Consider the following 13,174-nt stretch of genomic DNA (forward strand, 5'->3'; position numbering starts at 1 on the left):
GGGAGAGGCGGGGACTCCGAACTCCGTTGTACGTTGTGCGTTCTACGTTGTACGGCTGAAGCGGTGTCAGGCGGAGGTGTCGTGGGCGGCGGCGCGGAGGCCGGTGCCGGTGATCTGGGCGAAGATGAGGCCGGCGGGGACGACGCTGAGGCTCATGGCGATCTGGATCACCGCGCCGCAGGCGGTGGCGACCTCGAGCGGTACGTCGAAGAAGGCGTGGAGTGCGGCGGCGAGGACGGCGATCTGGGTGAACCAGCCGATGATGGGCAGCTGCAGCAGCGAGCCGCCGATGCTGGAGGCCATCAGGAGCATGATGCCGGAGACGGAGAGCGTGGCGAGCGGAGGGCAGGCCACGAAGGCATGCGTGCAGAAGAAGTAGGCAGCGGCGATGCCGATCCACATGAGCAGGGAGAGCGCAGCGACGTAAAGGAACTCGGAGAGGGTGGTGAGGGCCTGCAGGCCGTCGCGGAAGTCGAGCAGGCGGTCGGCGACGGTCTTTGCAAGGTTTGCGGAGATCGGGGCGAGGAGGCGTCCGGCGAGGCGGGCTACGTGTTCGCCGCGGAAGCGCAGGCTGAGGGCGATGATGGCGAGGAAGAAGGTTCCTGCGAGGGAAGCGACGCCGGCGCGGGCGAAGGCGTCGTGATGCGGCATGGACCTTGGCGCCAGGGCGAGCGTAAAGGAGAAGAGCACTGCGGCGGCGCCAAGGTCGAAGGCGCGTTCGATGGAGTAGATCGCGAGCTGCGTGGCGACGGGAGTCCTGGTGCGGCGAGCGATGAGGATGGGGCGCGACATGTCGGTGAGGCGGCCGAAGAGTCCGACGATGGTGAAGCCGATGACCTGCCAGGGCAGAAGGTCGAGCGCACGGACGCGCTTGACCGGAGTGAGCAGGATGGCCCAGCGCAGAGAGCGCAGCCAGTAGCCGACGTAGATGCAGGCGATGCCGAGGAGGATCTTCGGAAGCGAAGCCAGGCGGGCCTGTGCGAGCAGCGTGTGCCAGTCGAAGTGAAGCTTATCGCGTTCGAGGTAGAGCAGGGCTGCGACGGTGAGCAGCAGCAGCGCCGTGAGAGCGGGCTTGAGCACACTGCGGCGGGCGGGCTGAGGTTGCGAGATGTCTGCAGGCATGGGGCTCAAAGGAGGCATGGGGCTTACTGGGCGCTCGTGCGGTTCGTCAGTTTTGATGCGCCCAGGAGCTGCATCTTGCCGTTGCTGGCGCGAAAGCAGGTTTCTCCGTTACGCGGGCGATGAGACTGCCCGCTCCGGTCGAAATGACACATCTTTCTGGTGTTCAAAGAGGCCGAAAGGACAGAACTTTCAGGCATTCGAAGATCAAGGATTCGAAGAGGTTGATGCAGCCTAGTGTGCGGGCTGTGGAGCGTGGGCGCTGGCGACGGCAGGGGCAGCTGAGGCGCGGCGTTTGTACTCGTTCATGACGCGGGCGACGTAGGCACGGGTTTCACGATACGGAGGGATGCCGTGGTAACGATCCACGGCTGCGGGGCCGGCGTTGTAGGCGGCGAGCGCCAGTGCGAGGCCGTGCGCGTCGTCGCGGGGGTCGTAGCGCTTGAGCAGGGAGTCGAGGTATGCGGTGCCGGCGGCGATGTTCTCTTCGGGGCGGAAGGCGTCGTGGACACCGAGCTGCGAAGCGGTGCCGGGCATGAGCTGCATGAGGCCCTGCGCGCCGGTGCGGGAGACTGCGCGGACGCGGCCGCCTGACTCGGCGTGGATGACCGCGGCGAGCAGGGCGACGTCGATGTTGATGGCGGAGCTTACGGTGTTGAGCAGAGCGGGGATGCTGGTGGTGGTCGTCTGGGTTGAGGGCGTGCTGGTCTCGGGCTTTGCGGCGGGCGGGTCGGGGAGTGTCTCGATGGCCGTCACCGAGCTTGCGGCGATCTCCTGGAAGGAGTCGCTGGTGGAGAAGTAGAGCCGGATATGGTCGCCGATGTTCTCGTGGCGCGCGCAGTCGTAGGAGAAGCCGTTGGCGAGGGTGACGTGTTCGAGGGCGTGCGCGGAGAGCCCGGAGGCGAGACACAGGGCGAGGACCGCGAGACGGCTTGGACGCAGCAGGAGCACTGAGAAGAGGCTACCTCAAGAACAGCAGAACAGCAGAACAGCAGAACAGCGGAACAGCGGAACAGCTGGTAGCGAGGAGCCGAACGGCGGAGATCCTGCGAACCCATGTCTCAAGAGCGAGACATGGGGCACCCGGGATGGGGAGATGGGGACGGGGAGATCCTGCGAACCCACATCTCAGAATCGAGATGTGGGGCACCCGGGGGGCTTGCCGGGGGTGGGAGAGAGTTTGTGATCGAGTTTCGAGTCGCGGGTTGGGAGTTTTGAGTTGGTACTGCGGGGTTGGGGGCTATCGGCTTCGGTTAGCGGGTTGTTGCCAGGGTGAGGGCTTCTTTGAGGACCTCTTCGATGGCCTGGGCTACGCCGTCTTCGTCGTTGGAGGGGACGACCTGCCAGCCTTCGAGGGCGGCGCGGTCGTGCAACTCATTGGGGGCGTTGGACATGAGCACCGGGCGGCCGGCCCATTCGAGCATGGGGAGGTCGTTCCAGTTGTCGCCGATGGCCATGACGTCGGCGCGGGTGAGGCTGCGGAGCTTTGCGAGGACTTCGAGCCCTGAGGCCTTGGAGCAGCCGGCAGGGAGGATGTCGACGATGGAGAGGTCGCGGGCGGGGTAGCTGGTGCGGTGGAGGGTGATCTCGGCTTCGGGGTGGGTCGCGTGGCCGACTCCGGCGACGCGGGGATCTTCGAGGAGGCGGGCCTCGGCGGCGGCCATGCGCTCTACGGTGCCGCACATCATGGCCTGGATGGGTTCGGCGGGATGGATGCGGAGAAGGGAGTCGGGATGGGTGAGGCCTTCGTCCTCAACATCGGCCTCGGGGAGGGCGTCTTCGAGGCGGTCGATCCGGGCGAAGTAAGGCTCATTGACCTGCATCCAGCGGCTGATGGAGGCGTGGAGCTCGTCCATCTGCTCGGCGACGAGGGAGCCCCTGGCGTCTTCGCCGGTCTCGTCGACTTTGTCGAAGGTGAAGACGAGGGTGGAGCGGAACTCGCCGGCGTGGGCGCAGATCCAGCGCGAGGTGGCGACGGGAAGATGTGTGCGGTGCAGCAGCTCGTGGCCCAGGGTGCGGATGACGGTGCCGTTGGAGCTGATCATCGCGTTGGCTGGGTCCAGATTGAGGTCGCGGAGGACCTTCATGGCGTAGCAGTGGCGGCGGCCGGTGGCGATGACGACCTCGATACCGGCGTCCTGCGCGGCCTTGAGTGCGGCGAGGTTTCGCGGGGAGACCTTGCCGTCGGAGTTGAGCAGGGTGCCGTCCATGTCGATGGCGATGATCTTGGGAGTACCGGACGATTGCGCGGGCGGCTGCTGAGGTTTCTGGAGAGACGTTTGCACTTTTCAAGTCTAGCCAAGTCCAGCCAAGTGGACGCGGATGCAATCGTTTGTGGAAGTTACGCTTCGACTTGAAGCACAAAATCGCTCCGTCTTATAGCATGACGGTGATATGTCAAGAATTGCGTTTCTGGAGTGCGCGGTTTGTGGAAACAGAGTTTCCGCGGAGGAGCCGCAGACGGTTTGTCCGGTGGATGCGGGCTCGCTGATGGTGCGGTACGACCTTGAGGCGCTGAAGCAGACGGCAAAGCGGGAGAACGTAGCCGCGCTGGGAGCGACTCCCGGGCGCAGTGTGGGCATGTGGCGCTATGCCGACGTGATGCCGGACGTGGATCCGGTGACGCTGGGCGAAGGCTTTACGCCGATGCTGCAGAGCCAGCGGTACGACGGCCTGGTGGTGAAGGAAGAGGCCGCGAACCCGACGGGCACCTTCAAAGCTCGCGGGATGGCCGCGGCGGTCTCGATGGCGAAGCACTACGGGCTGAAGCACCTGGCGGCTCCTTCGGCGGGCAACGCTGCGGGAGCGCTGGCCGCGTATGCGGCTGCCGCGGGGATCACGGCGCACATCTTCATGCCGAAGGATGTGCCGTTCGCGAACATCCTGGAAGCGAAGGCGTATGGCGCGGACCTGACGCTGGTGGACGGGCTGATCTCGGACTGCGGACGGATGGTGGCGGAGCGGATCGCGGAGCAGAAGAAGCTTGCGGCCGCGGGAGAGATGCCAGCGAACGAGGTGTGGTTCGAGGTCTCGACGATGAAGGAGCCCTTCCGCGTGGAAGGCAAGAAGACGATGGGCTACGAGCTGGTCGAACAGCTGGGCTGGAAGTATCCCGACGCGGTGATGTATCCGACCGGTGGCGGCGTGGGGCTGATCGGGATGTGGAAGGCCTTCGAGGAGATGGAGGCGCTGGGCTGGGTGTCGGGCAAGCGGCCGAAGATGTACTCGCTGCAGGCGGCGGGCTGCGCTCCGCTGGCGAAGGCGTTTGGGGAAGGCAAGACCCGGAGCGAGTTCTTCGCGGGTGCGGAGACGATGGCGAGCGGGTTGCGGGTCCCGAAGCCGTATGCGGACTGGATGGTGCTGGAGATCGTGCGGGAGTCGGGCGGCGAGGTGATTGCCGTGGACGATAAGGCGATCTTCGACTCGGTCGGCGACTGGGGTCGCAATGAAGGGCTGCTGCTGTGCCCGGAGGGTGCGGCGGCGACGGCGAGCTACGACAAGCTGCTGGCTGAAGGCAAGCTGACGGCGAGCGATCGCGTGGTGCTGTTCAACACGGGCGCGGGGCTGAAGTATGTGGACACGATCGCGGAGGCGTGGGGGATTCGGCGCGAGGTGGTGCTGCCGAAGGCGCTGCCGGTGGGCGGGATTATTACGCCTGTGTAGCAGCGGAACAGCGGAACAGCGGAACAGCAGAACAGCGGAACAGCGGAACAGCGGAACAGCGGAACAGCGAATAGCGGAACAGCGAATAGCTAAGAGCTAGAAGCTAAGAGCGGAAATAGCAAGGGCAGCCCGGTTGGGCTGCCCTTGCTATTTGCGGAGATGCGAGCTGTCGAGTTACATGCCGCAGGCTTTGTTGTAGGCAGGGCGGAAGCCATCGGCCTTGGCCTGGGCTTCGGATTCGTACTTGCCGGCCTTGGTGGTGCCGTAGTCTTCCTTGCCGTAGCAGTGATAGACCTTGGTCGAGGTGTTGACCCAGACGAGGCCAGGGCCGCCGCCAGCAGCGGGAGTCTTGGCGCCCTTGGCTGTGGGAGCGGGCTTGGTTGCGGCCATTGGCGCTGGGGCGGGCGTGGGAGCCGGAGCAGGCTTTGCGGCGGGAGCCGGTGCTGGCGCCGGAGCGGGTGCAGCAGCTGCGGTCTTGGGTGCAGCGGCAGCCTTGGGAGCGGCGGCGGGGCCGTACCAGGCAGCTACACCCTTGTGGCCGGAGCAGGCGCCGCTCTTGCTGGCGGCGGTGGAGTAGGTGCCGTCCTTGCAGGTGCCGGTGGCGCCGGCGGGAGCACCTGCGGGAGCCTGGGCAATGGCCGCAGCCGAACAAAGCAGGGTAGCGGCAACTGCCGCGAGGATGTGACGAGTCTTCATGGGGAGCTCCTGAGAACGAAATGGAAAAACCAACTACGGAATCAATGGGGTACGGCGGCATCGTATCAGGTTCCCGGGCGCTATGGTGTGAGGCGTCTGCGGAGGGCTGCGAGCTTCGGGATGCGAGATGTTACGGCTCGGTTGTGAGGTCTGCGACGGATACCTTGGGAGAGCTTTGGGTGGTGAGCGTAACGGCTGCGCCGAGGATGAGTGCGCCCCCGATCCAGGCGCTGGGGCCGAGGGTCTCGTGCAGCAGAAAGACGCCGAGGAGCGAGCCGATGAGGGGCTCGAAGTTGAGCAGGACGCCGGCCTGCGAGGCGGGAACCTGCGAGAGTCCCCAGTTCCAGAGCAGCGTGCTGGATGCGGTGCAGAAGAGGCCGCTGGCAGCGAGGGCGAGCCAGGCCCTGAGGCTGACGTGATGCACCGGAGGCAGACCGTAGATGAGCGGCACCATGATCATGAGCATGATGGTGCCGGAGAGCAGGCCATAGGCGGTGATGACGACGGCGCTGTGGCGCTCGACGAGCGCCTTGTTGACGAGGACCCAGAACATGGCGATGGCGAGGGAGACGACGACGAGCAGGTCTCCTGCGAGTGACGGGCCACCAGCTCCCGTGGAGTGACGGCCGCTGAGTGCGATGAGTGCTGCGCCGGCAGTGGAACCGATGAGCGCAGCCCAACCGGCAGCGGAGAGACGCTCGTGTGCGAAGGCGATGGCGCCGACCGCGAGGATGACAGGCATGGTGCCCACCATGAGGGCGGCGTGCGAGACGGTGGTGAGGGAAAGCCCCTTGAACTGCAGGAGGAACTGGATGGGAACGCCCAGCGCGGAGGCGAAGAGCAGACGGCCCCACTCGCTGCGGTTGAGGCCTGGACGATGCGTGATGACCAGCGGCAGAAGGCCGAGCGCAGCGAAGAGGAAGCGGTAAAGGACCATCGCGCCGACGTTCATCTCGGCGAGGGCAATCTTGCCGAAGAAGAAGCCACAGCCCCAGAACATGGACGCGAGGGCGCTCGCGGCAAAGCCGGCCAGACGATTGGGTTGGGAGCGCATCTGTTTAGGATCGCACGTAGATCCTGGTGCAACACAGTCAATCGGAGGCGTCAGTTGACCGTGAGCGCGAAGGTTGTGGTGCTTTGCAGTGACCCTGACGTGCCGGTGATGGTGATGGTCGATGTGCTGGGGACGACGGGATTGGAGACGGTCGCCCCGGCAGGATACTTCAGCGTGGTGCAACCGCTAAGCAGACCTAGTCCGGCTGCGGCTACAAACAACAGCAGGAGCGCCGGTACCCGTCGCCGTTTGCGCCAGCCAAATCCGCACAGGACGGTGAAGCACATGGCAGTTGGGAAGAGCGGGCTGCGCAGGGGGCGAAGGTCTACGGTCGTCGTCAAGGTGGTGACGGTGAGCGTGGTGGAAGCGGCGGTGCCGGAGGGTGTGATCGTCGCGGGAGAGAAGATGCACGCAGCTCCGGCGGGCAATCCCGAACAGCTGAACGCAACCGCGGAGTTGAACCCATTGACGGGCGTGACGGAGACGGTGGTTGTCACACTCTGTCCGGGAATTACGGTGATCGACGCTGGAGCAACCGCGATGGAGAAGCTGGGGGTGGGGGAGGTCGTCTGTGCTGTGAAGGTCTCCTCCACGATGCGGCCGTTGTAGTAGTCCGCGATGAAGAGATTGCCGCTTGCATCCACGGCAATCCCGAACGCCTCGATCAGGCCGGTGGTGGGGATCGTGCTCTGCGTGTAGGTACTTCCCGACGGCGTCTCCTTGAAGACCTGGCCGACGTCGAAGACCGGGCTGCCAACCACGTTGGTGCTATCGGTATAGGCGACGAAAAGGTTGCCGCTTCCATCCACGGCAACCCCAGTGGGTGTGCCAGCGGAACCGGTCACGGGGATGATGCTTTGGGAGTAAGTACCGCTGCCCGATGGCATGGCCTTCACGATCCATCCGTTGGTTACGTCAACGGCAACGTAGACGTTGCCGTCACCATCCACAGCGACACCCGCGGCGGATGACAGGCCGGTGGCCACGGTGCTCTGCACGTAGCCGGTGGCGGATGGGGTCTCCTTGTACACGATGCCTGCGGATGCACCCAGGGAGACATAGACATTTCCGCTCCCATCGACGGCAACTCCGATCGGAGCGGCTCCCGCGACCTGCGGGAAGGTGGCGACGGTGGTTTCCGTGTAGCTTCCGTTTGCCGGGGTCTCCATGAGTACACGGAAGTGGTCGCAATCGGCGACATAGACGTTGCCGGCGCCGTCTACGGCTACTCCAAACGGGTCTCCCAGGGTGCCTGTCGGCACAACGCTCTGCACGAAGCTGCCCTGCGAAGGAGTTTCTTTGAACAATTGATATGGCTGAGCGGAGTTTGCGAAATAGACGTTGCCGCTTCCGTCGACGGCCACCGCTTCAGGCAACCCGATACCGGTCGCAACGTTGATCTGGCCACTCGAAGTTAGAGTTGGCTGCGTTCCGGCGCCTGTGCCCTGGAGGTAGGCCGTTGCGACCACGCCGCTGGAACTGGACAGCACCACCGCGCCATAACGGGTGCCCACGAATTTGGGTGCGAACGCCACGGGGACCGTGCAGGTCGCGCCGGCGACATAGGTTGTGCCAACGACGCAGGTTCCGGCTCCGGCGCTGGTAAAGTCCAGGCCCGAAGCTCCCTGGGTGACAACAGCGATGTTGCTGAGGGTGGCAGAGCTCGGGATAAGGACGGTCACGGTACTTGAACTGCTGCTGCCGAGGTTGATCGAGCCGAAGCTGGTCTGCGCGGCCCCAGGCAGGGAGATGAGGGCAAGTGCGACGGCGCATCCCTGGAAAAGACGGGGAAGTTGAAATCTCAGCAGGTGCGTCATGACGGGTCCCTTGGAATCTCTTTTCCCCACATCCTATACCGGATGGGTTGGGTTCCAGGTTGAAGTCCGTATGTCGTCGTCGTGACGAACGCTCAACATCACGGTGTTGTCGCAGGGCGCTTGTAGCCGAGGGCGCGGAGCATGAAGGCGGTCAGCTCGGCGGCTTCCTGTTCGATGGAGCTGTTGGGGTGGGCCATGCGGCGTTCGAGCAGGCCGCGGATCATATCCATGAGGGCCCAGGCTGCGGGTTCGAAGGGCTGCTCGGGGATGTCGCCGGCCTGCATGGCGTGCTGGAAGAGGACCATGAGGAAGTAGATGGTGGGGCGTTGCCAGCGGAGGCTGCGTTTGAGGTTGTGACTCTCGCGCTTGAGGGTGACGATGACGCGGTAGAGCGCGAGGCGGTCGCCCCAGTAGGAGAGGCGCGTGATGAGGAATGCGTTGAGCTTCGCAGGGAAGTCCGTGGCGGCTTCGACGCGGGGGGTGGTGAGGTCCGTAATCTCCTGGAGGCAACGCTCGACGGCGGCGACGAAGATCTCGTCCTTGGAATCGAAGTAGGCGTAGACGGTGGCCTTGGAGAGGGCGGCGGCGGCAGCGACGTCGTCCATGCGGGTTTCGTCGTAGCCCTTGTCGCCGAAGACGCGGGTGGCGGCGTCGAGGATCGCGGAGCGGCGGAACTCCTTGAGTGACGAGGGTTTGCGGACCTGAGGCGGGGCTGGCAACGAGGTTCCTGGGGTCTCCCTGAGCTTTTTGAATCCGACGCTCAGTGTAGAGCGTCCGATGACTAGACTGGCGAGTTCAATTTTCGGACTCATGAGTTCAATCGGGGAAACTGCATGGTTGTGGAAGACGATCTGGAGCTGGAAGAGCGTGGCTCTGCCGGCGCGGCGGAGCAGCGCGAGGATGGCTCCGGCGCACGGGGCGCTGAAGCTTCGCTGGCGCAGGACATCCCGAGCTTCGACAACGAGTACGAGGCTCCGCGGCGGGTCTTCAATCCGTGGATCATCGCGATGGTGGTGACGATCGGCACGTTCATGGAGGTGCTGGACACCTCGATTGCGAACGTGGCGCTGCCGCACATTGCGGGCAGCCTGTCGTCGTCGCAGGATGAAGGCGCGTGGGTGCTGACGAGCTACCTGGTGGCAAATGCGATCATCCTGCCGATCAGCGGATGGATCTCGAGCGTGATGGGCCGGAAGCGGTTCTACCTGACTAGTGTGCTGTTCTTCACGATCTTCTCCGCGGTGTGCGGGCTGGCTCCGTCGCTGGGGATGCTGATCCTGTTTCGCGTGTTGCAGGGGCTGGCGGGCGGTGGGTTGCAACCGTCGGTGCAGGCGATCCTGGCGGATGCGTTTCCTCCGGCGAAGCGCGGGATGGCGATGGCGCTCTACACGATTGCGATTCTCATCGCACCGGTGCTGGGTCCAACGCTGGGTGGTTGGATCACCGATAACTACTCTTGGCGATGGATCTTCTACATCAACATTCCGGTGGGCGTGCTTTGCTTCTTCCTGACGCGGATGGTGCTGGAAGATCCTCCGCACCTGAAGGAGCAGATGAAGGCGGCGCGCAAGGTGCGTGTCGACTACATGGGACTGGGGCTGATCTCGCTGGGTCTCGCGACGCTGGAGATTGTGCTGGATAAGGGCCAGGAGCTTGACTGGTTCGGCTCGAACTTTATTGTGTGCTTTGCGACGATCGCCGCGGTGGCGCTGGTGGGCGCGGTGGTGTGGGAGTGGCGGCACAAGAACCCGGTGGTGAACCTGCACCTGCTGAAGGAGCGGAACTTCCGGACGTGCTGCCTGATCATCCTGACGCTGTACGCGGTGCTGTATGCGACGACGTACCTGCTGCCGTTGTTCATGCAGCAGATGCTGGGCTATGACGCGACGACGGCGGGCATTGCGCTGTCGCCGGCGGGCTTGTTCACGATGGCGCTGGTGCCGCTGGTGGGCTATGTGCTGACGCGGGGCTTCGATCCGCGCAAGTTGATTTTTGTGGGGCTGGCGTTTATCGGGATTTCGTTGTTCTGGATGGGCTCGATGAACCTGGGGGTGGCGGAGAAGGACATGATCATGCCGCGCATTCTGCAGGTGATGGGCGTGGGCCTGACGACGGTACCGGTGAGTACCATCATGTTCCGGTTCCTGCCCAAGGAAGCGAGCGGGCAGGCTGCAGGGCTGTATGCGCTGGTGCGGAATGAGGGCGGGAGCATCGGGATTGCGATCTCAAGCACGATGCTGGAGCGTAAGTCGCAGGCGTATCAGCAGCAGCTGGGGCGGAATCTCGACCCGACGTCGCCGCTGGTCCGAGATGCCGTGGGCGGGCAGGCGCATACGCTGATGCATTACGGGCAGCAGGGATATAACCAGCTGGCGCTGCTCTACAGCCGATTGCAGGAGCAGGCGCTGCTGTTGAGTTACATGGACCAGTTCCGGACGTTGTGCGGTGTGATGGTGCTGATCCTGCCGCTGATTTTGTTTCTGAAGAAGCCGCCGGTGTCGAAGCATATTGAGCTGGACGCGCATTGACGGCGGTTGTTGGTTGTTAGTTGTTAGGTGTTAGGTGAGAAAGAAAGCCCGGGTCCTTTGTGGGACCCGGGCTTTCTTTGGGTGTGGGTTCAGATTTCAGATTCCAGTTGGCCAGATTCCAGACTCCAGAGATGGCTACCAGACGCGGCAGTTTTTGTCGGGGGTCATGGGTGAGTTCTTCTTACAGCCAAAGGCTGTGCCGAAGGCGGGCTGGTTGACGATGGCGCCGTTGGCGCGGAAGTGGTCGGGCGAGTGGGGGTCGGTGAGGACCTGGGCGCGGACCTGTTCGGGCCGCGGGTTTTCGCACCAGTTCTGAGCGAAGGCGATGTAGAAGCGCTGCGGACCGGTGTAGCCGTCGATCTTCTTCGTGATGTCGATGCCTTGCTTCTGCGCGCGGGCGAGGTAGGCCATGTAGGCGAGCAGCAGGCCACCGTTGTCGGCGGTGTTTTCGCCGAGGGTGAGCTTGCCGTTGACCTTGACGGCATCCTTGCCTTCGCCGACGGCGGTGAAGGCGCCGTACTCGTTGACGAGGCAGCCGGTGCGGGTTTCGAAGTTCTTCTTGTCGTCCGCGGTCCACCAGTCCTGGAGGTTGCCTGCGCCATCGAACTGCGCGCCCTGGTCGTCGAAGCCGTGGGTGAGTTCGTGGCCGATGACGGCGCCGGCGTGCCCGTAGTTCACGGCCAGGTCCGCCCTGGGGTCGAAGAAGACCGGCTGCAGGATGCCGGCGGGGAAGTTGATGTCATTCATCGAGGGGTTGTAGTAGGCGTTGACGGTAGGCGGGGTCATGCCCCACTCGAGCTTGTCGACGGGCTTGCCGATCTTGTCGAGCTGGCGATCGTTCTCGAAGGCGGTGCCGTGTTCGGTGTTGCCGAGCGCGTCGGTGGGAGAGACGGCGAGCTTGGAGTAGTCGCGCCAGTGATCGGGATAGCCGATCTTGTCGGCGACGGCATGGAGCTTGTCCTTGGCCTTGACGCGGGTGGCGGGGCTCATCCATTCGAGGGTGTCGATGTCCTTGTCCATGGCAGCTTCGATGTCGTGGACCATCTCAAGGGTCTTGGGCTTCGAGTCGCCGGCGAAGTACTGCGAGACGTAGACCTGGCCGAGGGCTTCGCCGAGGGAGTTATCGACCATCTGGGCGCAGCGCTTGTCGCGCGAGCGCTGTTCGGGCTGGCCATTGAGAACGGTGCCGTAGAAGTGGAAGTTCTCGGCGTCGATGGCGTGGGGCAGCTGGCCGGCGAAGGTGGTTAGCACCTGGTATTTGAGGTAGGCGTGGAGGGTTTCGGTATCGGCCTGCATCACGGCAGCGATGGCGGCGGGGAAGAACTTGGGGTTGGCGTTGATGATTGAGTTCGGACCGAGGGGGCCGGGCAGCGCAGAGGGAGCGTGGATGGCCTCGAAGAAGGGCTTCACGTTCATGGGCGCGACGGAGCTTTCGAACTCGGCCAGCGTCTGCGGATGGTAGACGGCGACGGGATCGCGGCGCTCGGTGTTGGTCATCGAGGCTACAGCGAGCTTGGTCTCAAAGGTGAGGATGTTCTTCGCGTCGGTCGCGGCCTTCTCCGGGGTTACTCCGGCGAGGACGAGCATCTTCGCGATGTGGTCGACGTACTGGTCGCGGATCTGCTTATCCTTGTCGCCGGTGCGGGTGTAATAGTCGCGCTCGGGGAGGCCGAGGCCACCCTGGTCGAAGGTGGCGACCTGCTTGGTGGCGTCCTTGAAGTCCTGCTGCTGGCCGAAGCCGAAGAAGGCGTTGACGCCGATACGCTGCAGCTCGCCGGTGAGGTAGGCGAGGCCGGTCTTGCCGGAGCGGTCGATCTCGGCGAGCAGGGGCTGGATGGGCGCGAGGCCCTTCTCGTCGATGAGTTTGGTGTTGAGGCAGGCGGCGTAGTAGTCGCCGATCTTCTGTTCGCTGGCGGTGCGGTTGGGCGAGGGCTCCTTGAACTTATCGAGGATGCCGCTGAGTTCCTGGTTGTTGACGTTGTAGAGCACGTAGAACTGGTCGACGCCGGACTGGTCTGCGGGGATGGGGTGGTTGGCCGCGAACTTGCCGCAGGCGAACTTGTAGAAGTCCTGGCAGGGATCGGCGGTGGGGTCGATTGCCGAGGTATCGAAGGAGGCGCCGGGGACGTAGTGGGTTGGGGGCGCGGCTTCGTCGTGGATCTTCGGGGCCGGGGACTGTGCAACGGCCGGACGCGTCGCAAGGGGGGCGAGCACCACGCCTGCGGCGAGGCCGAGCAGGGCAAAGGGGCCGGAACGGCGGACAGCAATCATCGTCTAACTCCTATGAATCCGACCAT

10 protein-coding genes are annotated in these 13,174 nt (G+C 64.2%); 2 read left to right on the forward strand and 8 right to left on the reverse strand.

Annotation, left to right across the window (positions count from 1 at the left end; all coding sequences use genetic code 11):
• Positions 1-66: 66 nt before the first annotated feature.
• From C4S68_RS00490 to C4S68_RS00500, 3 genes are all read right to left on the reverse strand, one after another.
• On the reverse strand, positions 67-1,122 hold the full coding sequence (locus tag C4S68_RS00490) for a lysylphosphatidylglycerol synthase transmembrane domain-containing protein (protein WP_103931088.1): 1,056 nt from the start codon (positions 1,120-1,122) through the stop codon (positions 67-69).
• 231 nt (positions 1,123-1,353) lie between these two features.
• Positions 1,354-2,070, reverse strand: a complete 717-nt coding sequence (locus C4S68_RS00495; protein ID WP_103931089.1) for a lytic transglycosylase domain-containing protein — start codon at positions 2,068-2,070, stop codon at positions 1,354-1,356.
• 302 nt (positions 2,071-2,372) lie between these two features.
• Positions 2,373-3,404: a Cof-type HAD-IIB family hydrolase gene (locus C4S68_RS00500; protein WP_235011256.1), complete on the reverse strand. Its 1,032-nt coding sequence runs from the start codon at positions 3,402-3,404 to the stop codon at positions 2,373-2,375.
• A 109-nt stretch (positions 3,405-3,513) separates the two neighbouring features.
• Here C4S68_RS00500 and C4S68_RS00505 point away from each other — a divergent pair, with 109 nt between their 5' ends.
• Entirely contained in the window at positions 3,514-4,782 is a 1,269-nt protein-coding gene (locus tag C4S68_RS00505) for a threonine synthase (RefSeq protein WP_103931090.1), read from the forward strand.
• 174 nt (positions 4,783-4,956) lie between these two features.
• On the opposite strand, the gene C4S68_RS00510 is transcribed toward C4S68_RS00505, so the two are convergent.
• From C4S68_RS00510 to C4S68_RS00525, 4 genes are all read right to left on the reverse strand, one after another.
• Positions 4,957-5,478 carry a DUF3761 domain-containing protein gene (locus C4S68_RS00510; RefSeq protein ID WP_103931091.1) on the reverse strand — a complete coding sequence of 174 codons (522 nt, stop codon included), beginning with the start codon at positions 5,476-5,478 and terminating at the stop codon, positions 4,957-4,959.
• 130 nt (positions 5,479-5,608) lie between these two features.
• A complete protein-coding gene (locus C4S68_RS00515; RefSeq protein WP_103931092.1) occupies positions 5,609-6,532 on the reverse strand; it encodes a DMT family transporter in 924 nt (307 codons plus the stop codon).
• A 50-nt stretch (positions 6,533-6,582) separates the two neighbouring features.
• Positions 6,583-8,349, reverse strand: a complete 1,767-nt coding sequence (locus C4S68_RS00520) for an NHL repeat-containing protein (RefSeq protein WP_103931093.1) — start codon at positions 8,347-8,349, stop codon at positions 6,583-6,585.
• Positions 8,350-8,447: 98 nt separating this feature from the next.
• A complete protein-coding gene (locus C4S68_RS00525) occupies positions 8,448-9,068 on the reverse strand; it encodes a TetR/AcrR family transcriptional regulator (RefSeq protein WP_160114932.1) in 621 nt (206 codons plus the stop codon).
• A gap of 114 nt (positions 9,069-9,182) precedes the next feature.
• Here C4S68_RS00525 and C4S68_RS00530 point away from each other — a divergent pair, with 114 nt between their 5' ends.
• On the forward strand, positions 9,183-10,877 hold the full coding sequence (locus C4S68_RS00530) for a DHA2 family efflux MFS transporter permease subunit (RefSeq protein WP_146071959.1): 1,695 nt from the start codon (positions 9,183-9,185) through the stop codon (positions 10,875-10,877).
• A 135-nt stretch (positions 10,878-11,012) separates the two neighbouring features.
• Here C4S68_RS00530 and C4S68_RS00535 read toward each other — a convergent pair whose 3' ends face one another.
• Complete coding sequence (locus tag C4S68_RS00535) at positions 11,013-13,148, reverse strand: M13 family metallopeptidase (protein WP_103931095.1); 2,136 nt, start codon at positions 13,146-13,148, stop codon at positions 11,013-11,015.
• Between the last annotated feature and the right edge of the window lie 26 nt (positions 13,149-13,174).

The organism is Bryocella elongata (assembly GCF_900108185.1).
Lineage (GTDB): Bacteria > Acidobacteriota > Terriglobia > Terriglobales > Acidobacteriaceae > Granulicella > Granulicella elongata.

What these genes read in the sequence shown, in the direction of transcription:
- C4S68_RS00490 (WP_103931088.1), bottom strand. Translation starts at nt 1,122, where the DNA reads ATGCCTGCAGACATCTCGCAACCTCAGCCCGCCCGCCGCAGTGTGCTC.
- C4S68_RS00505 (WP_103931090.1), top strand. Translation starts at nt 3,514, where the DNA reads ATGTCAAGAATTGCGTTTCTGGAGTGCGCGGTTTGTGGAAACAGAGTT.
- C4S68_RS00510 (WP_103931091.1), bottom strand. Translation starts at nt 5,478, where the DNA reads ATGAAGACTCGTCACATCCTCGCGGCAGTTGCCGCTACCCTGCTTTGT.
- C4S68_RS00515 (WP_103931092.1), bottom strand. Translation starts at nt 6,532, where the DNA reads ATGCGCTCCCAACCCAATCGTCTGGCCGGCTTTGCCGCGAGCGCCCTC.
- C4S68_RS00520 (WP_103931093.1), bottom strand. Translation starts at nt 8,349, where the DNA reads ATGACGCACCTGCTGAGATTTCAACTTCCCCGTCTTTTCCAGGGATGC.
- C4S68_RS00530 (WP_146071959.1), top strand. Translation starts at nt 9,183, where the DNA reads ATGGTTGTGGAAGACGATCTGGAGCTGGAAGAGCGTGGCTCTGCCGGC.
- C4S68_RS00535 (WP_103931095.1), bottom strand. Translation starts at nt 13,148, where the DNA reads ATGATTGCTGTCCGCCGTTCCGGCCCCTTTGCCCTGCTCGGCCTCGCC.